Raw genomic sequence first — 25,219 nt, forward strand, 5'->3', positions numbered from 1 at the left:
CCTTGGTTTCGGCACGCGGGACGTTGTACCTCAGCCCCGCGGCTCAACCAGCGGTGAATCTCGGCTCGACCGTCGGTGACTTCAGCCCGAGCAGCACCGAATTGATTTCACCAGCGAGCAGGATCAGGCGTTGTCGTCGCGGCGGGTGAGTTCGCGCAGCTTCTCCTGCGACTGAGCCGCCTTCTCCCAGGTCTGCAGGTTGCGGCGCTGTTCCCGTTCGACGCGGTCGAGCTGTTCCAGCAGCCGGCGCGACTGCTCGATGTTCGCCTGGTGCTTTGACAGTTCGTTCTCGGCCTTCAGGCGGCGCACCTCGTCGATCGGCCAGAGCGGAGCACGCTTCAGCTGGTTGAGCGCTTCCTGCCGCTTCAACGCCGACTCGTCACCGAGGTGCATGCTCGCGGCGGTGACCGCGAAGATCACACCGAAGAGGTAGATCGAGGCCAACACGATGAGGAAGATGATCATCTGGTCCTCCTCTGCGGTCGTGTCTGCAGTCTAAGTGGCGTCCCTGTGATCAGAGGTCGAGGTGCTGATGCCAGGACTGTGTCTCGTAGACGGTCTTCCAACCCAGGGACGTGTAGAGCCCGTCGGCACCGGTCGGCGAATCAGCGTCGACCTCGAGCCCGACGCGGTTCCGTCCGCGCTCCGCGGCATCGGCGATCACTGTGTGCAGCAACGCTTTTGCGACACCGTGTCCGCGCGCTCGACGGTGTACGCCGATGTAGTCGATATAGCTGCCCTCGACGCCGTCAACGTCCGGCGGGCTCACGGACGACACCACAGCACCGGCCGGCAACTGCTCACCGTCCTGCTCGATCGTGGCCAACCACCAGTGGTCCCAGCGGTGTCCGGGGTCCTCGCGCAATCGCATCACGAACTCCGGGAAGCTCTCGCGATAGGAACTGAAGTGGTCCTGGAAGGACTCTTCAAGCAACTGGTGCACGGTCTGCAGGTCTTTCGCGACGGGCAGACCGTCGTCGTGCTTCTCGACGCGACGGACAGTGACCCCTGCGCGCGGCGACGGCAGCGAACCGGCCTCCGACGCGAACACCGGACGCGACATGTGCCACCACGTGCGGACGTGGTCGTAGCCCGCTGCAGCGAGCCACTTCTGCTGGCGTTCGTCCACGGAGTAGGCATGCGCGTCCAGCAGCGTCGATTTCAAGCCACGAACCTTCGAGATGGCCGCCGCGAACCGCTCCCCCGCCTCGAACAGGCATTGCGCAACCTGATCGGCCCGCGCCCCGGTCAAGTCCTGTCGCAGTTCAGGCTCGATATCCGTCCGACCGGCAGCCCTGTCGTGCACCGAAAGCCACGCAGCAAGGTGGCCATCCTCGTCGAACACCAGCACCTGCCGTCTGGTCCACGAACCGATACCGGTCAGCTGCCGCTTGAGCATCGGGGCGTCGACGGAGCCGTCACGGCCGACGGCGCGGCGCCGGTCGGAGACGAGCTGGACGACATCGTCCGCATCGTTCGGCTCAGGAGAGCGCACCGTCCATCCGTCCGGCAGACCTTCGATCGTGAGTTCGGTAGCGGTCATGCGGCCCAGTTTCCCAGGGCGCGTATCCGCTCGGGCGTTCGCCGGGTGTGCAACGGCTCCCACTTCTACGCTGGCGAAATGAATCTCGATCAGATCCGTGACGAACTCGCCCCGCTCGGCATGCTGCGCGCATCGATCAACCTCGGCAATCCGGTTCTTGCGCAGGGAGATTCGGCCGGTCCATCCGGGGTCACCGTCGATCTCGGGGCCGAAATCGCCCAGCGACTCGGAGTCGCGGTCGAGTACGTCTGCTTCGATGCGGCACGTAAATCGTTCGAAGCGCTCACGACCGGGGACGCGGTGATCGGGTTCATGGCAATCGAGCCCGCCCGCGCTGATCAGGTGAACTTCACCGCGCCGTACGCGTTGATCGAAGGCGTCTTCGTGGTCCCCGCCGACAGCTCGCTGAGCACGGTCGCTGATGTGGACCGGGAAGGCGTGCGGATCGGGGTGAAGCAGGGATCGGCGTACGACCTGTTCCTCACCCGCACTCTCGAGCACGCCGGACTGGTCCGCGGGTCTGAAGGCGTGGACGTCTACGCGGATCAAGAGCTCGAGGCAGGAGCCGGAATCCGCCAGCCCGCAACGGTGTTCGTCGAATCCGACGCCCGCCACCGCCTGATCGAGGACGCGTTCATGCAGATTCGACAGGCCGTTGCCGTGCCGAAGGCGATGTCGGACGAAACCGTCGCCTGGTTGCACTCGCTCGTCGAGCAACTCAAGGAGAACGGCTGGGTCGCAGCCGCGTTGAAGCGCAGCGGACAGGGCGGCGTCCGGGTCGCACCCGCCGAGTCACGTCAGGAGTAGGCAACCCTCCGCTTTCCGGGACGCCCGGGGTGACCGGCCGGTAACTTGGGAGCAAATCGTCTTCGGAAGGACCCCCATGGCCCAGCAGAAGACCGTCCTTGTGACTGGCGCCGCCAACGGCATCGGACGGGCGATCGCGCTGAAGTTCGCGCGCGACGGTTACAAGGTCGGTGCGTACGACATCGACGTCGCGGCCCTGGAAAAGCTTCTTGGAGAAGCGGGTGCAGGCACCGAGATTGTCACCGGTTCGATGGATGTGCGCAACGTCCATGACTGGGAGCTGTCCCTGGAGCAACTGTGCGGCGCGGACGGCACACTCGACGTGCTGATCAACAACGCAGGCATCCTGCACAGCGGCCGGTTCGCCGACATCTCGCTGGCCGACCAGACGCGAACCGTCGAGATCAACGTGCTCGGCACCATGAACGGCTGCCACACGGCTTACCCCTACCTCAGGCGTGCCGGTGAGGCACAGGTCATCAACCTGTGTTCGGCGTCCGCGATCTACGGGCAGATGGACCTCGCTGCGTACTCCGCCTCCAAGTTCGCCGTCCGCGGACTCACCGAAGCGCTCGAACTGGAGTGGCAGCGCGAGGGAATCAAGGTGAACGCCCTGTGGCCACTGTTCGTGAACACGAACATGGTCGAAGGCATGGACATCGGCACCACCCGTGCGCTCGGGGTACGCCTGACTCCGGACGACGTAGCCCGCGCCGCGTTCAAGGTGGCGCAGGGCGGACGCGGCGGCGTGCACCGCGGAGTCGGCGTGCAGGCTCGGACGATGATGGCGAGCGCCAACCCGTCCGGTGCCGGCAACCGTCTGGTCAACAAGATCCTCGGCAACCGGTGACCGGGCCGCCCTACTGCTCCTCGTGGGTGTCCGGGTCGCCGCCGAACAGACGTCCGTCAGGTTTACCGAGTGCGGTGATCGCCGCGACTTCGGCATCGGTGAGGTCGAGCCCGAGCACGTCGAGGTTCTCCTTCTGCCGTGACGGCGTGGCCGACTTCGGCAACGGCATGACATTGCGCTGCACGTGCCAGCGCAGGATGACCTGCGCCGGTGTCGCGTCGTGCGCCTTGGCTGCCTCGACGACCGGGCCTTCGGAGTAGGGCGCGCTCGCCTTGCCGAGCGGGCTCCATGCCTGCGTCCGGATCCCCAGTTCCTCGTGCACCTGCACCATCTCGACCTGCGGGAAGTAGGGGTGCAGTTCGATCTGGTTCACCAACGGCGTCACCCCGGTCTCGGCGATGATGCGGCGCAGGTGCTGCGCGGTGAAGTTGGAGACGCCGATCTCCTTCACGAGTCCGGCCCGCTGAGCTTCGATCAGCGCCTGCCACGCCTCGACGTACAGGTCGACGCTCGGGTTGGGCCAATGGATCAGGCCGACGTCGATGTGGTCGAGCTTCATCCGGGACGCCGAATCGCGAAGTGACTGCGCGGCAAGGCCTTTGGCATGGAATCGGCCCGGGATCTTGGTCGCCACCATCACCTCGTCGCGCGGGATGTGGCTCTTGCGGATCGCGTCGCCGACTTCTTCCTCGTTCTCGTAGTTCACCGCCGAGTCCAGGTAGCGGTAGCCGGTCTTCAGCGCCGAGACGATCGCTTCGACGCCCACCTCACCTTTGAGCGGGTAGGTGCCGAAGCCGACGGCGGGAAGCGTGAACAGTTCGCGTTCGGTGGTGGAGGTCATGCGTCCACGGTAAGCGTGGAAACGGGTTCGAGGTCGACCACGAGCGGCTCGATCGAACCCAGAACGACGACGTGGCGGGAACTGGAGGCACCCGTCGACGGATCGATGACGCTCACGACATGCCGTCCGGTCACCCCGAGACGGACGGTGAATCGTCCGTCCGGGCCGGCCGTGGTTGTCTGCTCGACCTCACCTGACGCAGTGGTGACGGTGATCAACGCGTCCGAAACGGGGCGCCCTTCGAGGCGGACCAGTCCGGTGAGTTCCAGACGTGGTCCGAGTTCCACGTCGTACGCGCCCGGCTTGTCGATGCGGACGAGTTCGGCGCGCGGCTGGTAACCATCGGCGTTCGTGATCCGTTGGTAGACACCGGGACCGGGCAGCACGAGCGAGTACGAACCGTCCGGTTCGACCCGCGACCAGTCGACCTCCTCGCCGGTGTCGGTGAGCAAGGTGGTGACTGCGCTGCGGGCAGGGCGACCGGACGCGTCCCGCACATGCCCGTGGATGATCACGTCGTTGCCCGTGTGGCTCCGGTTCGCCTCCTGCCGGCGACTGGAAGGGATGAAGACGGCGATGAAGGCCGAGATCAGACCTGCGGCGGCGGCGATCCGGTAGATGTCGTGGAAGGCCTCGAGGGTCGGCAGTTCGATGTCACCGACGCGCATGGCGACGGTGGAAAGGACGGCGGCCACCATCGCGCTCGAGGTCGAGGTGCCGACGGCTCGCAGCAACGCGTTGAACCCGTTCGCGGCAGCCGTCTCGCTGATCGGTGCGTTGGACATGATGATGCTGGGCATCGCCGCGTAGGCGATGGCCGTCCCGGCGCTGGTGATGACTGCGCCCAGCGCGATCTGGAACACCGACCCGGTCAGAAAGACGCGCAGCACATAGCTCAGACCCAGCACCACTGCGCCGATGATGAGCGAGTACTTACCTCCCCAGCGACGGGTGATGGTGGCCGTCACCGGCGACAACACGACCATCATCAGGCCGGCCGGCAGCACGCACAGGCCCGCATCCAGCACGCTCAACCCGTGCCCGTAGCCCGTCGCCTCGGGCATCTGCAGCAACTGCGTGGTCGAGACGAGGTTGACGAACATCGACAGTCCGACGAAGACCGAGGCGATGTTCGTCAGCAGGATCGGCGGACGCGCGGCCGTGCGCAGGTCCACCATCGGGCCGGGCGTCCGCAGTTCCCACGGCACCCACGCCACCACGAGGAGAGCAGCGGCGGCCAGGAGCGAGAGAGTGGTACGGCTGCCCCATCCCCAGTCGCCCCCCTTCGACACGGCGAGCAGGAAGCAGACGAGGGCGCTGGACAACAACAGTGCGCCCAGCACGTCGAAGCGCCCCGGCGACCGGATCGACGATTCAGGAACGACGAACAGGATCGCGATGAACATCACGATCGCGGCCACGCCACTGACCCAGAAGAGCGTGTGCCAGTCGAAGTGGGCGTAGATGAAGCCGGACAGCGGCAGCCCGATGGCCGCCCCGATGCCCAGCGTCGCGGACATGAGTGCGACGGCGCCGCCGACCTTCTCGCGTGGCAGTTCGTCGCGCATGATCGAAATCCCGACCGGCACCAGAGCTGCCGCGAAGCCCTGCAGCGACCGGCCGACGATGACCTGCCACAGCTCGTGCCCGAGCGCGCCGATCAACGAGCCGACGACCATAGCGCCGAGCGAGATGAGCATCATCAGCCGCTTGCCGAACATGTCGGCGCACCGGGAGACGATCGGGGTCGCGACCGCGCTGGTCAGCAGGGTCGCGGTCACCAGCCACGAACCGTTCGTCTCGGTGGTGTGCAACAGCTTGGGCACTTCGGGCAACAGCGGGACGACGAGCGTCTGTTGCAGTGCGACGAGTGTCCCTGTGATTGCCAGGACTGCGGTGACGAGTCCGGCCGGACGGCGCCGGGTCGGGGAGGTGGCGGCGTGAGTCATCGCCGCCGAGAATATTACATAGCTCGCCTATTTACCTATTCGAGCGCGATCAGAGCCGCTCGCCGCCAACCCAGACCGACGCGATGTCGTCCGTCGTGCCGAGCGCGAAGATCTTCGCCAGAGCGTCCTCGGAGTCCTTGGCGTACTCGATGCCCATGTCGAGCGGGTCACCGTGCTGCGGACGGATCCACACCGCATCGAACTCACGCCCCACGGACAGATCGCCGACGCGGTCGCCGAGGTCCAGTGCCACCGCACCGGCGCGCGTGGCCAGGTGGAGCAGGTGCGCGGCGGTGAGCGGAAGTCCCTCGTCGGCCAGCAGTTGCTGCATGAAGTAGGCCTGCAGGCCCTCTTTCAGCAGGCAGTACCCGGTGCCTGCACCGACGTCACTACCGAGCGCGACCCAAACGCCCTGCTCGACGTGCCGCTTCAGCGGGAACAGTCCGCTGCCGAGGGCCGAGTTGCTTGTCGGACAGTGTGCGACGGACGTACCGCGCGCGGCCATCATCGACAGTTCCTCGTCCTTCGGGTGGACGTCGTGCGCCAGCACCGAGCGCCGTCCGAGCAGACCGTGGACGTCGTAGGTGGAGGTGTAGTCGAGCCCACCGAACAGTTCCTCGACCTCCTCCACCTCGCGCTTGTTCTCGTTGACGTGGGAGGTGAAGTACAGGCCGTCGATCTCCTTCATCACCCGGCCGCAGGCCGCGAGCATCTCCTCCCCCGCCGACAGCGAGAACCGCGGGGTGACCGCGTAATGCAGTCGGCCCACCCCGTGCCATCGCCGAGCCAGGTCGATCGACTCCTGGTACGCACGCTCGGGAGTGGTCAACAGACCCTCCGGCAGGATCCGGTCGGAGACGACGAGACCGCTGATGATGCGGATCCGGCTCGCGCGGGCCTGGCTGAAGAAGACGTCCATCGCCGAGGCGAAGTGCGAACCGAAGACGAGCGCGGTCGTCGTGCCGGCCTCCCGCAGGCCACGCAGGAAGCCCTTGGCCACGCGCGCAGCCTGCTCGTCGTCGGCCATGCGCAGTTCTTCGGGAAGAGCCGCACGGTCAAGCCAGTCCAGTAACGGCATGCCGAGCGCACCGATGACCCGCAACTGCGGGAAGTGGACGTGGGTGTCGACGAACCCGGGCAGCAGGATGCCGTCGCTCAGGTCGACCACCTGCTCGTCGGGATACTCCCGGGTGACGGCCTCGAACGAGTCGCGCCGCGTGATCACGCCCTCGACCACCCGCAGTCCGATGTCGGTGCCGGTACGCAATGCCGCACCGTCGAAGGGACTGTCCGGTGTGTCGAGAACGGTCGCGCGGTAGATGGTCATCGAGTGGCCCCTTCGTTGTCGCGATCGTTCGCGAAAGCCTGAAGCAGTTGTGCGGCGATGCCGACGGCGATGGCGGCCGGTTCCTTGGAGGTGATCTGGGGGATTCCGACGGGGCACTGGATGCGGGCGATGGCCTGTGGCGTGTGCCCTTCCTCGACGAGGGTCTTCTCGAAGCGTCGCCACTTCGCGTTCGACCCGATGAGGCCGATCGTGCCCAGGTCGTCCCTGCGCAGCGCCGAGTCGCAGAGCGCAGCATCCTCGGCGTGGTCGTGACTCATGATCACCACATGCGTGCCGGGCGGCACCTCGGTCAGCAGCACCTCAGGCACCGGAGTATGACGGACCTCGACCTCCGCCACCGTGTCGACCAGCTCGGAACGCACCGAATCGACCTGCGCCACACGGGAATCGGCGAGGTAGAGGAGGACGTCATGCCGCGCGAGGATGTGCGCCAACTCCCGACCCACATGACCGAGTCCGAACACGGCGACCGCCGGCGTCGGCGGCGAGGGTTCCAACATCATCGTGACCTCACCTCCGCAGCACTGCACACCGAAACTGTTGTCGGCGTGCGCGCTGAGTGACATGTGCATCTGCTCGGGTTCGCCGCTCGCCTCGACCAGCATCTCCCGCGCGCGGGTGATGGCTGTCTCCTCGAGATTGCCACCGCCGACCGTGCCGTACGCCTGTACCGCGGTGACGACCATCTTGGCGCCGGCCGCCCGCGGAGCGTGTCCGCGCACAGCAACGACCGTCACCAGAACCGCCGGCACCCGTTCGTGGCGAAGGCGCTGAATCACCTTGGCCCAGTGCATGATTCGTGATCCTCAGTCGGGATCTGACGAGTTGCCCGCGCGGGCATCCTCCAACGCCCAGAACACCGCTTCCGGCGTGGCCGGGCAACCGATCTCGATGACCGCTCCCCCGTCGCCGAACGCCGCGGCAGCCTGTCGCAGCGCCTCGCGCACCGAGAAAGCCAGCATGAGCGGTGGCTCACCGACGGCCTTCGAGCCGTAGACGACGCCGTCCTCATGCGCGTTCTCCAGCAGCTTCACGTTGAACTCGTGCGGCATCTCCGAGAAGCTCGGCAGCTTGTAGGTGGACGCGGCCTGCGTGGCCAGGCGTCCGCGCGTCGGCTTGTCGCTGGTGTCCCACCGAAGATCCTCGAGCGTCAACCAGCCCGCGCCCTGCACGAAACCGCCCTCGATCTGTCCGATGTCGACCAGCGGCGACAGGGAGTCGCCGACGTCGTGGACGATGTCGACCCGACGGGTCGTGTACGCGCCGGTGAAGCCGTCGACCTCGACCTCCGCCGCGGCGACGCCGTACGCGAAGTACTTGAACGGGTTTCCCTGCACGATCGAGGCGTCCCAGGACAGACCCTCGGTGCGGTAGTAGCCCGCCGCCCAGAGCTGGACCCGGTCGAAGTAGGCCTTCTTCACCAGATCGTCCCATCCGATCTCCTCCTGCATGTCGGCCTTGACCTTCTCCAGCCGCGCAAGGATCTGCTCACACGCGTCCTTGACCGCCCCACCGTTGAGGTCGGCACCCGAACTTGCAGCTGTGGCAGAGGTGTTCGGCACCTTGTCGGTACGCGTCGGCGCGAGCCGCACCCGGTCGAGCGGGATACCGAGCGTGGTCGCCGCGACCTGCAGCATCTTCGTGTGCAAGCCCTGGCCCATCTCGGTGCCGCCGTGGTTGATCAGCACCGAGCCGTCCTTGTAGACGTGCACCAACGCGCCCGCCTGGTTGAACGAGACGAAGTTGAACGAGATGCCGAACTTCACCGGCGTGATCGCCAAACCGCGCTTCACGTCGTCGTGCGCGGCGTTGAACTGCTCGACCTCGGCCATCCGGCGGTCGAGTTCGCCGTTGCTCCAGACCTGGTCCCAGCAGGCAACCATCCGGTGCGGATGACGCACCTCCTGGCCGTACGGGGTCTCCTGACCCTCCACGTAGAAGTTCTTGCGCCGCAGTTCATGGGCCGGGATACCGAGCGCCGGCGCGCAGCGTCCGAGAATGTCCTCGGTGACCAGCATGCCCTGCGGTCCACCGAACCCACGGAACGCAGTCTGCGACGTCTTGTGCGTCTTGGCGATGCGTCCACGCACTCGGACATTCGGCAACCAGTACGCGTTGTCGGTGTGACACAGCGCCCGGGCGAGTACCGGCTCGGACAGGTCGAGGCTCCACCCACCGTCAGCAGTGAGCAGGGTGTCGAGCGCGACGATCTTGCCCTCGCCGTCGAACCCCACCTTCCACGAGGAGTGGAAGCCGTGCCGCTTGCCGGACATCGTCATGTCCTGATTCCGGTTGAGCCGCAGGCGGACCGGGCGTCCGGTGAGCTTGGCACCGAGTGCGGCGATGGCGGCGAAGCCGTGCGGCTGCATCTCCTTGCCCCCGAAGCCGCCACCCATACGCAGGCACTGAACGGTGACTTCGTGCGCCTCGACGCCGAGCACGTGCGACACGATGTCCTGCGTCTCGGTGGGGTGCTGGGTGCTGCACTGGATGAAGACCTGGCCGTTCTCGTCGATCAGTGCGAGCGAGGCGTGGGTCTCCAGGTAGAAGTGCTCCTGCCCGGCGAACTCGAACTCGCCCTCGAACACATGAGCTGCCTGCGCGAACGCGGTCTCGATGTCGCCGCGCACCATGGTCGGTGTCGCACCCTGGAAACTCTCGGCCTCGATCGACTCGGTGACCGTGATGAGCGCCGGGAGCGGCTCGACCTCGAGCTTGACCGCGGCGGCACCACGACGGGCTGCTTCGTGGTTGTCGGCGAGCACCCAGCACACGGCGTGCCCGTAGAACATGACCTCGTCCGGGAACAACGGCTCGTCGTGCTTGATGCCGGCGTCGTTGATCCCGGGCACGTCGTCGGCGGTCAGCACCCGCACCACGCCGGGGACGTCGTACGCCGGCTGGACGTCGAGCAGGGTCACCTTGCCGTGCGCGACCTCGGACCGCACCGGGTACGCGTGCAGCGTGCCGGCCGTACGGCCCACCAGATCGTCGGTGTACAGCGCCGCACCGGTGACGTGCAGATCAGCCGCCTCATGCGGCATCTCCTGTCCGACAACGGCATTCATCGGACGCTGGGAAAGGGTGCTCATGACGCGACCTCCTCGGTCGTCTGCGCGAACAACTTCGGCAAGGACGTACGCAGGGTCGCGGCGCGGTAGCGGGCGCTGGCTCGGTGGTCGTCCATCGGCGTGCCTTCGCCGCCGAGGACCTCACCCGCCGCTGCAGCCGTCTGCGCCGTCCACGGCGTGCCCTCGAGCGCCTGCTCGGTGGCGGTTGCCCGGATCGGAGTGGCCGCGACGCCGCCGAGTCCGATGCGTGCCTTCTTGACCACGCCGCCGTCGATGTCGAGCGCGATGCCGACGGCCACGCTGCTGATGTCGTCGAAGCGACGCTTGGCAATCTTGTGGAAGGCCGTCACCCCACTGAGCGGCAACGGAATCCGGATCGCCTTGATGAGCTCGTCCGGGTCGCGGACGGTCTGGCGGTAACCGGTGAAGTAGTCGGCCAGCGGCACCGCGCGCTCCCCGCCGGGGCCAGCGAGGACGAGGTCCGCCTCGAGCGCGAGCAGCGCGGGAGGGGTGTCGCCGATGGGCGATCCGGTGCCGAGATTGCCGCCGATCGTGCCGCCGTTGCGAATCAGGCGGGAGGCGAACTGTGGGAACAGCTGGGCCAGCAGCGGGACACGTCCGTCGAGCAGCCGCTCGGCCTCACTGAGGGTCAGTGCGGCGCCGAGTTCGACGACGTCGTCGTTCATCTCGAAGCCGCGCAGTTCGGCGAGCCGGTCGATCGCGACGACCAACGGTGCACGCACGCCCTTGATGTTCACGTCGACGCCCCAGTCGGTGGAACCGGCGACGACGACCGCGTCCTCGTCGCCGGAGATGATCGAGAGTGCCTCGTCGAGGGACGTGGGGCGCACGAACCGTCCGTAGTGGTGCTCGACGCTGGTGGCAGCGCCTTCGGGCGCCGGCGAGGAGAGGCGGGTGACCCGCTCGTCACTCTCGTCCGCGTCGCCGAGTGCGTACGCGGCGTCCCGGATCGGGCGGTAGCCGGTGCAGCGGCACAGGTTGCCCGACAGCGAGTGCAGGTCGAACCCGTTGGCCCCGTGCTCCTCGCTGTCGTCGCCCCCGGCCTCGCGATCGGGGCGGTAGAACTCGGCGGCCATCGAGCAGATGAAGCCGGGGGTGCAGTAACCGCACTGCGATCCACCACGCACGGCCATCTCGCGCTGCACCGGGTGCAGATCGTCGGGCGTACCGATGCCTTCGGCGGTGACCACCTCCTGGCCGTCCAGCGTGAGCGCCGAGATGAGGCAGGCGTTGATCGCGGTCCAGCGCGAACGGCCGCCGGTGTCGGGACGAAGCACCATGATCGAGCAAGCCCCGCACTCACCCTCGGCGCAGCCTTCCTTGGCTCCGGTGAAGCCGCGGTCGCGGACGTAGTCGAGGGCGTTGGTGGACGGATCGATCCCGGCCATCGAACTTGCGCGTCCGTTGAGGATCATCTCGGGTTGTCCAGAAGTCATGCTTTCACTCCCCAGTGCAGTCGGCGCTCCGCCGCTGGACGGTCTACCCGGGAAACCGGGAGCATGGTTGTCGATGCCTGACCGGCGCCCGGTTATCCATGCGAACGGGCACCCGTCCGAGCCACAGTACGGACTCGCCCGACAGAACGGAAGGTTTCGCTGGGGGAAATATGTATTTCGTCTGGTGGAATCTCGCGGACGAGAACGGCCGGTCCGCTGCCTGCGTGACCAGCCGTCCGTCGAAGCCGACTCAGACCAACTGGCGGCTGAGCACCGCGTGCCGATTGACGTCCTTGTAGAGCAGGTAGCGGAAGCGTCCGGGTCCGCCGGAGTAGCAGGCCTGCGGGCAGAACGCGCGCAGCCACATGAAGTCGCCCTCCTGCACCTCCACCCAGTCCTTGTTGAGCAGGTAGACGGCCTTGCCCTCCAGCACGTACAAGCCGTGCTCCATCACGTGGGTCTCCGGGAACGGGATCACGCCGCCGGGCTCGAAGTTGACGATGTTGACGTGCATGTCGTGGCGGATGTCGGTCGGGTCAGCGAATCGCTGTGTGGTCCAACGACCTTCGGCACCGGGCATCTCTGCGCCGGGGACGTCGTCCTCGTGGGTCACGAAGGCCTCGGGCACCTCGATGCCCTCGACCCGCTGGTACGCCTTGCGGATCCAGTGGAAGGTGGCGTTCTCGCTGCCCTCGTTGTGCAGCGTCCACTGCGCCTGTGGCGGCAGGAAGACGTAGCTTCCCGGACGCAGGTCGTGGCTCCGGCCGGCGAGGGTCAGCTTGAGATTGCCCCCGACGACGAACAAGACACCCTCGGCACCCGGATCGAGTTCGGGTTTGTCCGAACCTCCACCCGGAGCCACCTCGACGATGTACTGCGAGAACGTCTCGGAGAACCCGGAGAGGGGCCGGGCGATGATCCACAGTCGGGTGTCGTCCCAGAACGGCAACAGGCTGGTGACGATGTCGCGCATCGTGCCGCGCGGCAGCACGGCGTACGCCTCGGTGAACATCGCGCGGTCCGTGGTGAGGTCGGTCTGCTGCGGCAGCCCACCCTTCGGAACGTAATAGGTGTTGGTCATGAGCGTCCTTCCGTAACAGTTCGTACTGCATTCAAGCGGTCGGGGCCGGCCGTGCCGGTGCCGGTGGGTATACCTGGTCGTGTGCAAGAACTGGACGAACGAGCAACTCCCCACCCGACGGCACGACGGCCGTCGAGCTGGTGGGCTCTGACCGCGATCGGCTTCGCTGTGCTCGGCTTCGCGCTGCTGCCGATCGTGCCCTCCACCGCACGACTCGGCCGGCTCTCCGTGCCGGTACTCCAGACCCTCTGGCCGGTCACGCTGGCGCTCGGACTTCTGGTGATCGTGATCGGAGTCCGGCGCCGTCACACCGTGGCCTGCGTGCTCGCTGCCTGCGCGGCGTTCGCAGCGCTGGTGCCGATCAACCACTGGCGGCCGGCCGGCTGCGCGGACGGCGAAACGCCCACCGGAAAACTCTCGGTGCTCACCGCGAACGCCTATGTCGCAAGCGCCGACCTGCAGGCGCTGAGCACGGTCGTCCTCGACCGGGACGTCGACCTCCTGGTGGTGCCGGAAGCGACGAACGATTTCGTGGCGCAGTTCTCCAAGACCACGGGTGGACGACGGCTCACCCACCGCACCCCTGTCATCCGGGACGACGGGTTCTCCGGTACCGCGGTGCTTTCCCGATTGCCCATCGAACAGATCGGCGGAGCCACCGGCGGTTCGGCCAGGCACACATTCGATCAGCCGGCCGTGCGACTGATTGTCGCCGGCTTGCCCGTCACCGTTCAAGCCGTGCATCCCTACCCCCCGGTGGAAGAGGTGCGCAGTTGGGACGCTTCGCTGCGCGAGCTGGGCCGTTGGCAGCGGGCGAGCACGGACGAACACCTCGTGCTCGCAGGCGATTTCAACGCATCGTGGGCCCATCCCGCTTTCCGAGACGCGGTGGGTGGCCTGCACGATGCCGGCCCGTCTTGGGGTCCGTTCGACCGTCCGACCTGGCCCGTCGGTGGACGTCTGCCGAGCTTCGTGACGATCGACCACATCATGGTGCGCGGCTTCGAATCGACCGATGCGGCGGCCATCGACGTGCCGGGCAGCGACCACCGTGCGGTCTGGAGCAATCTGCGCCTGTGTCACAGCAACGCGAAGCCGGCAACCTGAGCGCCGATCTGCTCCAGCAGGCGGTCCCCCTGTGTCATCGCCTCGTCCTGATCGCGTGCGACGTCCATCAGTGCGTAGGCCCTGCGCACGCCGAGCCGGGACAGGCCGTCGGCGCCGAGCTTGTTCACTCCGCATACAGCGACGACTGGAACGCCTTGTGCTGCAGCCATTTTGGCGACGGCTGCGGGTGCCTTGCCATGCAACGTCTGCTCGTCGAGGGCTCCCTCGCCGGTGATCACCAGGTCGGCGCCGACGACAGCCTGCGGCAGGCCGACCATCTCGAAGAGCAGTTCGGCACCCGGACGCAGTTCGGCACCCAGCAGCGCGACGGCGGCGAAACCCACTCCGCCAGCAGCTCCCGCCCCGGCGACATCGCGGCGGTCGGCGCCGGTTGCCTTCGCAACCACGTCCGCCCAGCGTCCGAGGCCGGCGTCGAGTTCGCGCACCTGCTCGGTCGAGGCACCCTTCTGCGGGCCGTACACGGCAGCTGCGCCGCGCTCCCCGGTCAGCGGGTTGTCGACATCGCAGGCGAACAACAATTCTGCATCGGCCAGGCCGCGATGAAGACCCGTCAGGTCGAGCTCGGCCACATCATCCAGTCCGGCTCCGCCCGGTGCGATGTCAGTGCCGTTCGAGTCCAGCACGCGAGCACCGAGCGCCTGCGCCATGCCGGCGCCACCGTCGGTGGACGCGCTCCCGCCGATGCCGATCACCAGGGTGCTCGCTCCGGCGTCCAGAGCCGCGGCGATGACCTCACCGAGCCCTCGACTGGAGGCGTTCATCGGGTCGAGATCGTCGCCCAGCATCGCCAGGCCGCTCACCTCGGCCATCTCCACGACCGCGCGCTCGCCGTCACGCACATAGGCAGTGTCGATCGTCCGTGCGACCGGATCGGTCGCCGTCAGAGTCTCCCGCCGGAAGCCGGCATGCTCGGCAGCGGCGAGCGTGCCGTCGCCACCGTCGGCGACCGGCACGGTGACCACGTCCAGATCGGTCACCACACTGCGCAAACCCCGCTCGAGGGCCTCGGCGACCTGTGCAGCCGTCAGCGTGCCCTTGAACTTGTCCGGCGCGATGACCACCCGAGTCATGCCGTCAGCTGCCCCGGTAGGTGCTGAAACCGTAGGGGTTCAACAGGATCGGCACGTGGTAGTGCTGGTCGGCGTCCGCGATCGTGAACGCCACCGTGATCTCGGGGTAGAACGACTGCTCGCCGAGGCCGTCGAAGTAGTCCTTCGCGGCGAAGTGCAGGCGGTAGTCACCCACCTCCATGCGCTCGGGACCGATCTTCCCGACGCGACCGTCGGCGTTCGTGACGCCTTCACCCAATTGCTCACCGGCCAGCGTCTCCAGCGTGATGCGGACGCCTTCGGCCGGCTTGCCGCGACTGGTGTCCAGGATGTGTGTGCTCAACGTGCCCATCAGCGTGCAACCTCTTCAAGTCGCAGCAACGCGATCTCGCGCAACTGCGCGACGGTCTCTTCTCGTTCGGTCTCGTCGTCGTTGGCCAGGCGGCGTTCCAACTCGCTCAGGATCTCCGCAGCGGTGCGCCCCTTGGCCCGGATCAGGAAGACACGGTCGAACCGCTCCTCGTACGCCTCGTTGCCGGTACGCAGTCGCTCCATCACGTCCTGATCGCTCTGGTCGAGGCCGGCCTGCTCCTTCGCGGAATGCTCGGCCTGGTGGTCGGGACTGGAGGCGCGCTCACCGATGCGCGGGTGACCGGCCAGGGCAGCGTCGAGCTCGTCGTCGTCGAGCGCCCCGGCCGATGCCTCGGCCTGCGCGAGGAGCGCTTCGCGCGAGTCGTACGGACGAGCGGCCGCGACCTCCCCCGCCCAGCGCTCGACCGGCAAGCACGCAAGCAGCGCCTCGTGGACCTGTTCCTCATTCATGGCGTTGAATACGGAAGGGGCGCTCATCTGGGCTCCTCGGAATCTCAAACTTCCGCGATTCGGAAGTTTAGTTACGCATGGCGGAACGCTAGTCGGGTGCGCCCACCCGGTCAAGGATCGTGCCGTCCGGCGAGACGGTCAATCCGTCCCAGTTGTACAAACCCGGTCGCATGACGGCCGCAGGGGTGATTGGCTGGACTCATGTCCTCCTCGACGCAGACCATCGGCCTCATCGGCGGACTCTCCTGGGAGTCGACCGCCGAGTACTACCGCCTTGCCAACGAGACCGTGCACAGCAGGCTCGGCGGCCTGCATTCAGCACGCGTCCTGCTCAGCAGCCTCGACTTCGCGCAGATCCAACAACTCCAGGATGCCCGCGACTGGGATGCCCTGGGCTCCGTGCTCGGCGGCGAGGCCAAGCGCCTCGAAGCCGCCGGGGCCACGATGATCCTGCTGTGTTCCAACCCGTTGCACGTGGTCGCCGACCGCATCGACGACGCAGTCGACGTGCCGCTGATCCATATCGCCGACACCGCCGGCGCGGCCGCGAAGAACGCCGGAATGAAGGAGGTCGGCCTCCTCGGCACCGCGTTCACGATGAACGAGACGTTCTACACCGAGCGCCTGGAACGTCAGGGCCTGACCGTCCACACGCCCGCGCAGGGAGCGGTCGGTGAGATCAACCGGATCATCTACGACGAGTTGTGTGTCGGCATCGTCAACGAGAAATCGCGCCGCTACTTCCGGTCGGTCATGCAGGACCTCGCCGACCGCGGCGCCGAGGGCATCATCCTGGGCGCCACCGAGATCGAGCTGCTCGTGACCGCCATGGACGCCGACGTGCCGATCTTCCCGACGACCCGCCTGCACATCAAGGCCGCGCTGGACGAGGCTCGTTAGTCCTCGATCTCGATCCCGAAGGCGCGGACCAGCGGTTCGATGCCGTCGACCCAACCGGCCATCACGTTGCGCATCTTCCACAGGCCGTCCCGGCGGTAGACCCGCAGCAACACGACCGCCTTCTCCTCGGTCAGCACCGTCGTGTCGAGTTCCAGCGCAGCATCACCGATCTGCACCTTGACCGCGAGCTGCTGTCCGCCGAGCGGGTGGTCGTCCGACAGAGCGACGTTGACCGCGCGGCAATCATCCGGGAGTTCGGTCAGATCGATCCGAATTCCGTTCTCCCGCAAGGTCACCGCCCCGGACGCCGAGACAGGATTGTTGAAGAAGACGAACGAGGATTCAGCAAGAGCCTGACCGTTGCCGTCGACCTCGAAGGCCATCGGGTCGACCGGTTCGCCAAGACCGGCGCCGACCGTCGCGTGCACCTCGACGACGGTGCCCGGCAGCGCGGAGTTCTGCCCGGGCGCGAGGACGGTCGCGCCGGACAACGCGTCCGGATGAACGGTGTTGTCGGAAGCCCCGGGCACGGGCACGGGCTCGGACGGGTCGGGTTCCGGTTCAGTGCAGCGAATCACCATCGTCGAGACCTCGGTGATGTCCTCGTCCAGGGCCGCCGGCGGGGTCGCCGCAAGCGCCTGCTGCAGCGCGGCGGCGAAGTCCTTCGCGGATGCGTACCGCTGCTCGGGCTCTTTGGCCAGACCGCGATGGACGACCTCGCTCACCGGCTGCGGGACACCCGCCGGCAGGGGCGGCACCGGCTGCTGGATGTGTGCCATGGCCAAGCCGACCGCGGTGTCGGCCCTGAACGGCCACGCACCGGTGAGCATCTCGAAGGCGACGACCGCGAGCGAATAGACGTCGGAGAAGGGCCCGACCTCGTGACCGAGGGCAGCTTCTGGCGGCAGGTACTGCGGGGTGCCGAGCACCTCGCCCGCCCTGGTCATTCCGGCCGAGCCGAGTGCGCGGGCGATGCCGAAATCGGTGAGCTTGGCGGTGCCGTCGGGCGTCACGACGATGTTCGCGGGCTTCACATCGCGGTGGACGATGCCCTTGACGTGGGCCGCGTCGAGCGCGGTCGCAGCTTGAACGAGGAGTGCGACGGTGTCGGCCGGTGACAGAGGAGCTCGCGCCCGGATGATCGACGACAACGGATCGCCCTCGACGAGTTCCATGACCAGGTAAGCGGATCCGTCGTCCTCGCCGTAGTCGTGGACCTGGGCGATGTTTGCGTGGGACAGCTTCGCGGCGTTGCGTGCCTCGGTACGGAAGCGATCGAGGAAGTCGGGATCGTCGCTCAAACCGGCATGCAGCATCTTCACCGCGACCGGACGGTCGAGGACCTCGTCGTGTGCCCGCCAGACCTCGCCCATGCCGCCTCCGGCGATACGGGTGCGCAAACCGTAACGGTTGCCGACTCTGGTCGCTGCCGCTGCGTCCATCACTCTCCCCTCCGCGCGTCAACCCTAGTGCGCGTGCGCGCGGCTAGCCTCAACTCATGTCTACCCCGCAGCTGCCGTCGGACGTCCGAGCGACCGCCGAGCGGGCGGTGCGACTCATCGATGAGCGCCTGCCGGGCTACCTGGACGGGATGTACCTGCACGGGTCGCTGTGCTGGGGCGAGTACTTCGACGACAGCGACATCGACTTCGTCGCCACCACGACCCGGCGCCCGAACGAGACCGACATCGCCACACTGCAGCAGATCCACCGCGACCTGCCCGACCACTTCGACGGCTTCTACGTGCCGACCACCCAGCTCACCGAGGACCCGTCCGTCCTGCCGGTGCACCCGGGCGTGCTGCACGGCACGTTCACCGTGGCCCATCACTGCGACGCCAACCAGGTGACCTGGCAGGAACTGGCCGAGCGCGGCATCACCGTGCACGGCCCGGACGCCGGCGAACTCGACATCTTCACCAGCGACACAGTGCTCGAGCTCAACACCCGGACCAATCTCGAGGGCTACTGGTTGCCACGGCTGCAGGGGCTGGTCGACACCCCGGACGCCGGGATTTCCCCGCGCGAAGCGGCGTGGAGTGCACTGGGAGTACTCCGGCTGCACCACGCGCTGACCCAGCACGCGATCACGTCCAAGTCGGGTGCCGGACGCTGGGGACTGGAGGCGATGGACGAGCGCCACCGCCCGGTCATCGAGCACGCCTTGGCGTGGCGGGAGGAGGGCCGGGACGACGGCGCCTTCGCCGACGATGCCGCCCGGCAGAGCGCCACCGTCGACCTGATGTCAGACGTCCTGGTCCAGCATGACCTGCGCCCGACCGACACTCCCTGACGCCGACGCGAGACCTCTCGAAAGAATCTTCGCGACGGGTGCATCCACCGAGGGCACGCACAGCGAAAAAGAGGACAGAAGCACTCATCGGGAGTGCCTCAACCTGAGGGAGACCATCATGAATCTCGCCAAAGTCCTCGCCGGAGGCGTCCTGGCCACCGGAACACTCGCGCTCGCCCCGGCCGCTGCCCACGCGTCCGCCGCGGCGCCCGACGGCGCGAAGCCGTCCATGGTGTCGGTGCTTCACGGAGTTCCCGGTGTCACGGTCGACGTCTACGCCAACGGCAAGGAACTGCTGCCGAACTTCGCGCCGGGCACGTTGACCGACCCGGTGTCGCTGCCGGCCGGTTCATACGACCTGAAGGTGGTCGCCCCGGGTGCCGGCGCAGACGGCAAGGCCGTCATCGAGGCGAACGACGTGGCCGTGCCCGCCGGTGCGAACATCACCGTGGTGGCTCACCTCGACGCCGACGGCAAGCCGACGCTCACCCCGTTCGTCAACGACACTTCGGCCCTGGCCGCCGGCAAGGCACGCCTGACCGTTCGTCACACTGCTGCGGCCCCGGCCGTCGACGTGCGCGCCAACGGCACCCCCGCGTTCAAGGGTCTGGTGAACCCGAAGGAGGCGATGGCCGACCTCGCCGCCGGCACCGTCTCCGCGGACGTCGTCCTGGCCGGCACTTCGACCGTCGCCATCGGGCCGGCCGACGTGCCGCTCAAGGCGGGCTCGAACACGATCGTCTACGCGTGGGGCAGCGCCGCCGACAAGAACCTGAAGCTCGCAGTGCAGACCATCGACGGACTCGGCGGGATGCCCGGGGGCGTCCCCGCAGGCAACGGTGGACAGGCAGCGACGGACCAGGGTGCGTCCGGTGCTGCGATCGCTCTCGGCGCAGGAGTCGCAGGCGGCTTTGCGCTGCTCGCCACCCGTCGCCGTGTGAAGACCGAACGCGCGTGATGCCTGCCCGCTCGGGACGGGTGGCGGCCGTACTGGCTGCCACCCTCCTGGGCGGTGCCGTCGCCGCGGCGGTCGATCGGGCCGGCACCCCGGCAGCCGGGGACGGGTCGGTACTCGCCGCGCTCGCGTCGTCCACTCCTGCACCGTCCGCAACCTCGGGTTCTACTCGGTCACCGACGACGGGACTGCCCACGCCTGTTCGGCGTGCGGCCGACCCGACCTCCGCGACGATGGGCAGCCGGCCGCTGGTGGTGACGGTCGGTTCGATCGGGCTGCGGTCGACGGTACGACCGGTCGGTGTCGACAAGGACGGACTCATGCAGATCCCGACTGACGTGACCACGGCCGGGTGGTACCGCCACGGCTCGTCGCCCGGGGAAGGCGCCGGCGCGACGGTGCTGGCCGCTCATGTCGACACGGCCACCTCCGGCAAGGGTCCGTGGGCGGCGCTGACACGGGTTCGGGTCGGCAGCGAAGTCGTCGTGCAGACCAGCACCGGCGCTGTCCGTTATCGCACGACGTCGGTCAACCGCATCCGCAAGAGCGGGCTCGACACCGCGAACCTCTTCTCCTCGACCGGGCCCGAGAGATTGCACCTGGTGACATGTGGCGGCCGGTTCGACCCCTCGACCGGGCACTACGACCAGAACGTCGTGGTTGTCGCACAAAGGATTTCGACGTCGTGACGTCTATCGTGGCCACGTGACCCCGGACGAGGACGACGTGCAGCAGCTCGCCGTGCAGTTGCGGGAAGGGTCCCGGGAGGCGCTTGCTGAGATCTACCGACGCTGGAGCCCGCTGGTCCACACCATCGCCTACCGGTCGCTCGGCAACAGCGTGGACGCCGAGGACGTCACCCAACAGGTGTTCGTCTCCGCGTGGAACAGCCGGCACACACTGCGACCCGATCCGGCGGCATTCCCCGCCTGGCTGGTCGGAATCACCCGACACCGGGTCGCAGACCGGATGGCGTCGCGGGCTCGGGAGTCACGGCTGGTCGACCAGGTTGCCGGCAGCGAACCCGACGCGACGCCCGATGAGATTCAACGAACGATCGACCGCGTCGTCGTCACCGACGCCGTCGACGAACTCGGCGAACCACGCCGTACCGTTCTCCTGTTGGCCTTCCGGGAAGACCTGACCCACGAGGCGATCGCCACCAGGGTCAACCTCCCGCTCGGCACCGTGAAGAGCCATATCCGACGCGGCCTGCAACAGTTGCGCACCCGACTTCAGGAGGTGGGTCATGCAGCATCCGAATGACGACGTCCTGATCGAGATCGCGTTGTCGCACGGCAACCACCCCGATGCGGCACACCTCGACACCTGCGCCGAATGCCGCCGTGCCGTCGACGAGTTCGTCCGCGCGATCAACGCGACAGCGTCCGGTCCGGATCGGTTGGAGCCTCCGAACGACGCCGTCTGGCAGCGCGTACTGGCTGAGATCGACGCGCCGGTCGAGCTGCGCACCCGATCTCAGGGATCGGCCGAACTGCAGCCCACCGCGCCTGCTGCGCCCAAGCCACGCGATCGGCGGCGCACCCTGCTCGCGGTCGCGGCTGCGCTGCTGATCGGCGCAGGGATCGGGCGGCTCACCGCAGGAGTATCGGACGAGCCCACGGTCGCGACCACCACGCTGGCTCGGACGCCCCTGTCCACGCTGGGCGATGCCCCGGAGGAACTCGGGGAGGCCGACCTGACCCGCAGCGGTTCGACGACCCAGGTGCGGATCGCCATGAACTCGTTGCCGTCGAAGGGGCAGATCGTCGAAGCGTGGCTGATCAACAAGGACGGCCGGCGGATGATCAGCATCGGCTTCGTGCACGGCACCGAGCCGCAGCAGTTCGTCATCGACCCGCGACTGCTGGACGAGGGCTACGTGATCGTCGATGTATCGCGCGAGCCGCTGGACGGCGACCCGAAACACTCCGGCGACAGCATCGTTCGCGGCACACTACCGATCTGAGTTCTCCGTTCAGTCGCCGCCGTGGTTCGGACGGAAACCCTTGAGACGCAACGAGTTACCGACGACGAACAGGGACGAGAACGCCATCGCGAGACCGGCGACCATCGGGCTCATCCGACCCGACATCGCCAGCGGGATCGCCGCGACGTTGTAGCCGAACGCCCAGGTCAGGTTGCCGTAGATCGTCCGCAGCGTGCTGCGCGACAACTCGACGGCGGTCGCGACCTTGCGCGGGTCACCGCTCATGATCGTGATGTCGGCGGCCTGCATGGCGGCGTCCGTGCCGGTGCCCATCGCGATACCGAGATCGGCCTGGGCCAGCGCCGCGGCATCGTTCACCCCGTCGCCCACCATCGCGACCTTGCGTCCCTGTTCCTGCAGGTGCCGGATCTGCTCGGCCTTGTCGGCAGGAGTGACCTGCGCGATGACCTCGTCGATGCCGAGTTCCGCGGCAACGGACTGCGCCACCGACTCGTGGTCACCGGTCAACAGCACCGGACGCAACTCCAGCGCCTTGAACGCCGAAACGGCCTGCGCCGCAGTCTCCTTGGGCTGGTCGGCCACCTTCACGAAGCCGCGAGCCGCGCCGTCCCAGCCGACGATGACCACGGTGCCACCGCCGTCCCGCGCCTTGTGGACCGCAGCGGTGAGTTCGTCCGAGAGCGGCATCCCTGAGTCGGTGAGCAGCTTCTCCTGTCCGACGACCACCGGCACACCGCGGACGGTGCCACGCACTCCGAAACCGTCGACCGTCTCGAAGTCGTCGACCTCGGGCAGCGGCGGCTCCTGCGCACGTACGATGGCCTGGGCGATCGGGTGCTGCGAACCCGCTTCGACCGCGGCAGCGGCACGACGTACCGCTTTGCCGCCGTGGACGTCGACGACCGACATCTCGCCCGTGGTAAGCGTGCCCGTCTTGTCCAGCACAACGGTGTCGATGCCGCGGGAGGTCTCCAGTGCCTGCGGACCGCGGATCAGGATGCCCAGCGAGGCCCCTCGACCGGTACCGACCAACAACGCTGTCGGAGTGGCGAGACCGAGCGCGCACGGGCAGGCGATGACGAGTACGGCAACCAGGGCGGTGAAAGCGGTTGCGAGCGACCCGCCGATAGTCCACCAGCCGAAGAAGGTGACCAGTGCGACAGCGAGCACGATCGGCACGAAGATGCTCGACACCTTGTCGGCCAGCCGCTGCGCGTTGGCCTTGCCGGTCTGCGCCTGCTCCACCATGCGAGCGATCCCGGCCAGCGCGGTGTCGGAGCCCACGCGGGTGGCGCGGACGACGAGACGGCCGCTCACATTGACCGTTGCGCCGGTGACGTCATCGCCGATGCTGACGTCGACCGGGACCGACTCACCGGTCATGGCGGACGTGTCGATGCTCGACCTGCCCATCTCGACGACGCCGTCGGTGGCGACCTTCTCACCCGGTCGGACGACGAAGTGATCGTCGACCCTGAGCTGCGCCAACGGGATTCGTTGCTCGGTCTTGTCGCGCAGGACAGCGACATCCTTGGCGCCGAGTTCGGCGAGGGCCCGCAGTGCCTCGGCGGACGAGTGCTTGGCCCGGGCCTCGAGGTAACGGCCGGTCAGCAGGAATGCCGAGACACCCGCCGCAGCTTCGAGGTAGATCGCACTCGATGCGTGCTCGGGGTGCATGAGGAGCTCGAAGTGGTGCTTGAGGCCGAGTTCGCCGGCGTCGCCGAAGACCATGGCCCAGACTGACCAGAGGTACGCGGCCAGCGTGCCGAGGCTGACGAGGGTGTCCATGGTTGAGGCGCCGTGCTTGGCGTTGGTCCAGGCGGCGCGGTGGAACGGCAGCGCGCCCCAGAGCACGACCGGCGTGGTGAGCGCCAGAGCGACCCACTGCCAGCCGGTGAACTGGAACGCGGGCACCATCGACAACAGGATCACGGGCAGGACGAGTGGCCAGACGATCATCAAGCGACGCTTGAGCACCTCGGCAGGTGCCACCTCGTGATTCATGTGGTCGTGCGCATCGTGCGTGCGCTCGGACGCGCCGTAACCGGTCTTCTCCACGACCCCGATCAGGTCATCGACCGTGATCGGGCGCGGCGCCCGCACCAGCGCCTTCTCGGTCGCATAGTTCACCGAGGCGCTCACACCGTCGACCCGGTTGAGCTTCTTCTCGATGCGCGCCGCGCACGACGAACACGTCATTCCGGTGATGTCGAGCTCGACATCCCGCAGATCGCCGTTCGCGTCGGCCTTCCGGACGTCCTGATCTGTGGTCATGTGGACTCACCTCCACCTTTCACTATACCCCTGGGGGGTATAAACGCCCAGCCCGGTCGTCCATTCCCTGTATCCGAAACTACGCTCAATCGAGTGAGCCTCGATCCGCACTCCGACGCCTACTACCGGCGCATCGACGAGAACACCTTCATGCCCACTCTGCACGCCCAGGGTGCCTGGCAGGACGCCGAGCAGCACATGGCCCCGATCAGCGCGTTGATGACCTACATGCTCGAGGCGCACGATCCTCGCGACGACATGCAGATCGGCCGCATCACCTGGGAGATCCTCGGCATGATCCCGGCCGCGGAGTCGCACATCGAGGTGGTCACGCTGCGCCCGGGACGCACCATCGAACTGCTCGAAGCCACCCTCACGATCGGCGGCCGCGTGATCATCCGCGCCCGCGCCTGGCGGCTTTCGGTGCAGGACACCACCGCTCGTGCCGGAAACGAACTGCCCACGATGGACGGTCCGGAGCACGCCGCTCCCATGGACCCGACGAAGGAGTGGCCCGGTGGCTACATCGCCTCGCTCGAGATGCGACAACTGCCCAGTGGGCGCGACGGACGCCGGTCGGTCTGGATCCGCACGCGTCCGACGCTGGTCGAGGGCGAGCGGACCACTCCTGTGGCCGCTCTGGTCACCCGCGTCGACACGGCCAACGGCGTTGCGACGAGGGTCCGCCCGACCGAACTGATGTTCCCGAACGTCGAGTTGTCACTGCACCTGATCCGGACGCCACGACCCGGCTGGGTCGGTCTGGACACGGCGGTCACCTTCGGACCGACGGGCCTCGGCCTCACCTCGACGACGGTCCACGACGAGGACGGCCCGGTCGGCAAGATCGAGCAGTGCCTGACCGTGCGCGAGTTCCCGGACCGGAACTCGGCCGAGTAG

24 protein-coding genes are annotated in these 25,219 nt (G+C 67.5%); 10 read left to right on the forward strand and 14 right to left on the reverse strand.

Going from position 1 to position 25,219, the window contains the following annotated elements; translation table 11 throughout:
- Positions 1–123: 123 nt before the first annotated feature.
- Positions 124–465, reverse strand: a complete 342-nt coding sequence (locus ACYU8W_RS02975) for a hypothetical protein (RefSeq protein ID WP_239700884.1) — start codon at positions 463–465, stop codon at positions 124–126.
- Positions 466–514: 49 nt separating this feature from the next.
- A complete protein-coding gene (locus tag ACYU8W_RS02980) occupies positions 515–1,543 on the reverse strand; it encodes a GNAT family N-acetyltransferase (protein ID WP_499466490.1) in 1,029 nt (342 codons plus the stop codon).
- Between the two features lie 78 nt (positions 1,544–1,621).
- Here ACYU8W_RS02980 and ACYU8W_RS02985 point away from each other — a divergent pair, with 78 nt between their 5' ends.
- Both ACYU8W_RS02985 and ACYU8W_RS02990 read left to right on the forward strand, forming a co-directional pair.
- The gene (locus tag ACYU8W_RS02985; protein WP_499466492.1) at positions 1,622–2,350 is read left to right on the forward strand and encodes a transporter substrate-binding domain-containing protein; all 729 of its coding nucleotides are present in this window, start codon (positions 1,622–1,624) and stop codon (positions 2,348–2,350) included.
- Positions 2,351–2,426: 76 nt separating this feature from the next.
- Positions 2,427–3,200 (forward strand): SDR family oxidoreductase, encoded by a 774-nt coding sequence (locus ACYU8W_RS02990; RefSeq protein WP_499466494.1) that lies wholly within the window; start codon positions 2,427–2,429, stop codon positions 3,198–3,200.
- A 10-nt stretch (positions 3,201–3,210) separates the two neighbouring features.
- Here ACYU8W_RS02990 and ACYU8W_RS02995 read toward each other — a convergent pair whose 3' ends face one another.
- From ACYU8W_RS02995 to ACYU8W_RS03025, 7 genes are all read right to left on the reverse strand, one after another.
- Complete coding sequence (locus ACYU8W_RS02995; protein WP_499466496.1) at positions 3,211–4,041, reverse strand: aldo/keto reductase; 831 nt, start codon at positions 4,039–4,041, stop codon at positions 3,211–3,213.
- On the reverse strand, positions 4,038–5,990 hold the full coding sequence (locus tag ACYU8W_RS03000) for an MFS transporter (RefSeq protein ID WP_499466498.1): 1,953 nt from the start codon (positions 5,988–5,990) through the stop codon (positions 4,038–4,040). Before ACYU8W_RS03000 ends, ACYU8W_RS02995 begins: the two co-directional genes overlap by 4 nt.
- A 49-nt stretch (positions 5,991–6,039) precedes the next feature.
- The gene (gene guaD, locus ACYU8W_RS03005) at positions 6,040–7,317 is read right to left on the reverse strand and encodes a guanine deaminase (protein WP_499466500.1); all 1,278 of its coding nucleotides are present in this window, start codon (positions 7,315–7,317) and stop codon (positions 6,040–6,042) included.
- Positions 7,314–8,132, reverse strand: a complete 819-nt coding sequence (gene xdhC / locus ACYU8W_RS03010) for a xanthine dehydrogenase accessory protein XdhC (protein WP_499466502.1) — start codon at positions 8,130–8,132, stop codon at positions 7,314–7,316. Before xdhC ends, guaD begins: the two co-directional genes overlap by 4 nt.
- 12 nt (positions 8,133–8,144) lie before the next feature.
- Positions 8,145–10,430, reverse strand: a complete 2,286-nt coding sequence (gene xdhB, locus ACYU8W_RS03015) for a xanthine dehydrogenase molybdopterin binding subunit (protein ID WP_499466504.1) — start codon at positions 10,428–10,430, stop codon at positions 8,145–8,147.
- On the reverse strand, positions 10,427–11,866 hold the full coding sequence (locus ACYU8W_RS03020) for a xanthine dehydrogenase small subunit (RefSeq protein ID WP_499466506.1): 1,440 nt from the start codon (positions 11,864–11,866) through the stop codon (positions 10,427–10,429). The genes xdhB and ACYU8W_RS03020 overlap by 4 nt, the downstream gene beginning before the upstream one ends.
- Before the next feature lie 250 nt (positions 11,867–12,116).
- Positions 12,117–12,947 carry a bifunctional allantoicase/(S)-ureidoglycine aminohydrolase gene (locus ACYU8W_RS03025; RefSeq protein WP_499466508.1) on the reverse strand — a complete coding sequence of 277 codons (831 nt, stop codon included), beginning with the start codon at positions 12,945–12,947 and terminating at the stop codon, positions 12,117–12,119.
- 81 nt (positions 12,948–13,028) lie between these two features.
- Here ACYU8W_RS03025 and ACYU8W_RS03030 point away from each other — a divergent pair, with 81 nt between their 5' ends.
- Positions 13,029–14,054, forward strand: coding sequence for an endonuclease/exonuclease/phosphatase family protein (locus tag ACYU8W_RS03030; protein ID WP_499466510.1), 1,026 nt, complete (start codon positions 13,029–13,031; stop codon positions 14,052–14,054).
- On the opposite strand, the gene ACYU8W_RS03035 is transcribed toward ACYU8W_RS03030, so the two are convergent.
- Genes ACYU8W_RS03035 through uraD form a run of 3 tightly spaced genes read right to left on the reverse strand, consistent with a single transcriptional unit; the run spans position 14,027 to position 15,973 of the window.
- Positions 14,027–15,145: a glycerate kinase gene (locus tag ACYU8W_RS03035; protein ID WP_499466512.1), complete on the reverse strand. Its 1,119-nt coding sequence runs from the start codon at positions 15,143–15,145 to the stop codon at positions 14,027–14,029. The two genes, ACYU8W_RS03030 and ACYU8W_RS03035, sit on opposite strands and share 28 nt — an antisense overlap.
- 4 nt (positions 15,146–15,149) lie before the next feature.
- Complete coding sequence (gene uraH, locus ACYU8W_RS03040) at positions 15,150–15,476, reverse strand: hydroxyisourate hydrolase (protein ID WP_499466514.1); 327 nt, start codon at positions 15,474–15,476, stop codon at positions 15,150–15,152.
- A complete protein-coding gene (uraD, locus tag ACYU8W_RS03045; RefSeq protein ID WP_499466516.1) occupies positions 15,476–15,973 on the reverse strand; it encodes a 2-oxo-4-hydroxy-4-carboxy-5-ureidoimidazoline decarboxylase in 498 nt (165 codons plus the stop codon). Before uraD ends, uraH begins: the two co-directional genes overlap by 1 nt.
- A gap of 174 nt (positions 15,974–16,147) precedes the next feature.
- Here uraD and ACYU8W_RS03050 point away from each other — a divergent pair, with 174 nt between their 5' ends.
- Entirely contained in the window at positions 16,148–16,846 is a 699-nt protein-coding gene (locus ACYU8W_RS03050; RefSeq protein WP_129625498.1) for an aspartate/glutamate racemase family protein, read from the forward strand.
- Here the strand turns inward: ACYU8W_RS03050 and ACYU8W_RS03055 are convergent.
- Complete coding sequence (locus ACYU8W_RS03055; protein ID WP_499466518.1) at positions 16,843–18,288, reverse strand: protein kinase domain-containing protein; 1,446 nt, start codon at positions 18,286–18,288, stop codon at positions 16,843–16,845. The genes ACYU8W_RS03050 and ACYU8W_RS03055 overlap by 4 nt on opposite strands.
- Positions 18,289–18,344: 56 nt before the next feature.
- Between ACYU8W_RS03055 and ACYU8W_RS03060 the strand changes: the two genes are divergently transcribed.
- The 5 genes from ACYU8W_RS03060 (at position 18,345) to ACYU8W_RS03080 (ending at position 22,063) form a co-directional block, all read left to right on the forward strand.
- A complete protein-coding gene (locus tag ACYU8W_RS03060; protein ID WP_499466520.1) occupies positions 18,345–19,139 on the forward strand; it encodes an aminoglycoside adenylyltransferase domain-containing protein in 795 nt (264 codons plus the stop codon).
- Between the two features lie 118 nt (positions 19,140–19,257).
- Positions 19,258–20,097: a DUF4397 domain-containing protein gene (locus tag ACYU8W_RS03065; protein ID WP_499466522.1), complete on the forward strand. Its 840-nt coding sequence runs from the start codon at positions 19,258–19,260 to the stop codon at positions 20,095–20,097.
- The gene (locus ACYU8W_RS03070) at positions 20,097–20,783 is read left to right on the forward strand and encodes a class F sortase (protein WP_499466524.1); all 687 of its coding nucleotides are present in this window, start codon (positions 20,097–20,099) and stop codon (positions 20,781–20,783) included. The genes ACYU8W_RS03065 and ACYU8W_RS03070 overlap by 1 nt, the downstream gene beginning before the upstream one ends.
- Positions 20,784–20,799: 16 nt before the next feature.
- The gene (locus tag ACYU8W_RS03075) at positions 20,800–21,360 is read left to right on the forward strand and encodes an RNA polymerase sigma factor (RefSeq protein ID WP_499466526.1); all 561 of its coding nucleotides are present in this window, start codon (positions 20,800–20,802) and stop codon (positions 21,358–21,360) included.
- Positions 21,344–22,063 (forward strand): anti-sigma factor, encoded by a 720-nt coding sequence (locus ACYU8W_RS03080; protein WP_499466528.1) that lies wholly within the window; start codon positions 21,344–21,346, stop codon positions 22,061–22,063. The genes ACYU8W_RS03075 and ACYU8W_RS03080 overlap by 17 nt, the downstream gene beginning before the upstream one ends.
- A gap of 9 nt (positions 22,064–22,072) precedes the next feature.
- Here the strand turns inward: ACYU8W_RS03080 and ACYU8W_RS03085 are convergent, their stop codons facing one another.
- Positions 22,073–24,319, reverse strand: a complete 2,247-nt coding sequence (locus ACYU8W_RS03085) for a heavy metal translocating P-type ATPase (protein WP_499466530.1) — start codon at positions 24,317–24,319, stop codon at positions 22,073–22,075.
- 93 nt (positions 24,320–24,412) lie between these two features.
- Here ACYU8W_RS03085 and ACYU8W_RS03090 point away from each other — a divergent pair, with 93 nt between their 5' ends.
- Positions 24,413–25,219 (forward strand): thioesterase family protein, encoded by an 807-nt coding sequence (locus ACYU8W_RS03090; RefSeq protein WP_499466532.1) that lies wholly within the window; start codon positions 24,413–24,415, stop codon positions 25,217–25,219.

The sequence above is a fragment of the Yimella radicis genome (assembly GCF_054778255.1).

Coding starts and splice junctions, on each gene's coding strand:
- ACYU8W_RS02975 (WP_239700884.1), bottom strand. CDS start 465: ATGATCATCTTCCTCATCGTGTTGGCCTCGATCTACCTCTTCGGTGTG.
- ACYU8W_RS03060 (WP_499466520.1), top strand. CDS start 18,345: ATGTCTACCCCGCAGCTGCCGTCGGACGTCCGAGCGACCGCCGAGCGG.
- ACYU8W_RS03065 (WP_499466522.1), top strand. CDS start 19,258: ATGAATCTCGCCAAAGTCCTCGCCGGAGGCGTCCTGGCCACCGGAACA.
- ACYU8W_RS03085 (WP_499466530.1), bottom strand. CDS start 24,319: ATGACCACAGATCAGGACGTCCGGAAGGCCGACGCGAACGGCGATCTG.
- ACYU8W_RS02995 (WP_499466496.1), bottom strand. CDS start 4,041: ATGACCTCCACCACCGAACGCGAACTGTTCACGCTTCCCGCCGTCGGC.
- xdhC (WP_499466502.1), bottom strand. CDS start 8,132: ATGCACTGGGCCAAGGTGATTCAGCGCCTTCGCCACGAACGGGTGCCG.
- ACYU8W_RS02985 (WP_499466492.1), top strand. CDS start 1,622: ATGAATCTCGATCAGATCCGTGACGAACTCGCCCCGCTCGGCATGCTG.
- xdhB (WP_499466504.1), bottom strand. CDS start 10,430: ATGAGCACCCTTTCCCAGCGTCCGATGAATGCCGTTGTCGGACAGGAG.
- ACYU8W_RS03050 (WP_129625498.1), top strand. CDS start 16,148: ATGTCCTCCTCGACGCAGACCATCGGCCTCATCGGCGGACTCTCCTGG.
- guaD (WP_499466500.1), bottom strand. CDS start 7,317: ATGACCATCTACCGCGCGACCGTTCTCGACACACCGGACAGTCCCTTC.
- ACYU8W_RS03000 (WP_499466498.1), bottom strand. CDS start 5,990: ATGACTCACGCCGCCACCTCCCCGACCCGGCGCCGTCCGGCCGGACTC.
- ACYU8W_RS03020 (WP_499466506.1), bottom strand. CDS start 11,866: ATGACTTCTGGACAACCCGAGATGATCCTCAACGGACGCGCAAGTTCG.
- ACYU8W_RS03035 (WP_499466512.1), bottom strand. CDS start 15,145: ATGACTCGGGTGGTCATCGCGCCGGACAAGTTCAAGGGCACGCTGACG.
- ACYU8W_RS03055 (WP_499466518.1), bottom strand. CDS start 18,288: ATGGACGCAGCGGCAGCGACCAGAGTCGGCAACCGTTACGGTTTGCGC.
- ACYU8W_RS02980 (WP_499466490.1), bottom strand. CDS start 1,543: ATGACCGCTACCGAACTCACGATCGAAGGTCTGCCGGACGGATGGACG.
- ACYU8W_RS02990 (WP_499466494.1), top strand. CDS start 2,427: ATGGCCCAGCAGAAGACCGTCCTTGTGACTGGCGCCGCCAACGGCATC.
- uraD (WP_499466516.1), bottom strand. CDS start 15,973: ATGAGCGCCCCTTCCGTATTCAACGCCATGAATGAGGAACAGGTCCAC.
- uraH (WP_499466514.1), bottom strand. CDS start 15,476: ATGGGCACGTTGAGCACACACATCCTGGACACCAGTCGCGGCAAGCCG.
- ACYU8W_RS03070 (WP_499466524.1), top strand. CDS start 20,097: ATGCCTGCCCGCTCGGGACGGGTGGCGGCCGTACTGGCTGCCACCCTC.
- ACYU8W_RS03080 (WP_499466528.1), top strand. CDS start 21,344: ATGCAGCATCCGAATGACGACGTCCTGATCGAGATCGCGTTGTCGCAC.
- ACYU8W_RS03025 (WP_499466508.1), bottom strand. CDS start 12,947: ATGACCAACACCTATTACGTTCCGAAGGGTGGGCTGCCGCAGCAGACC.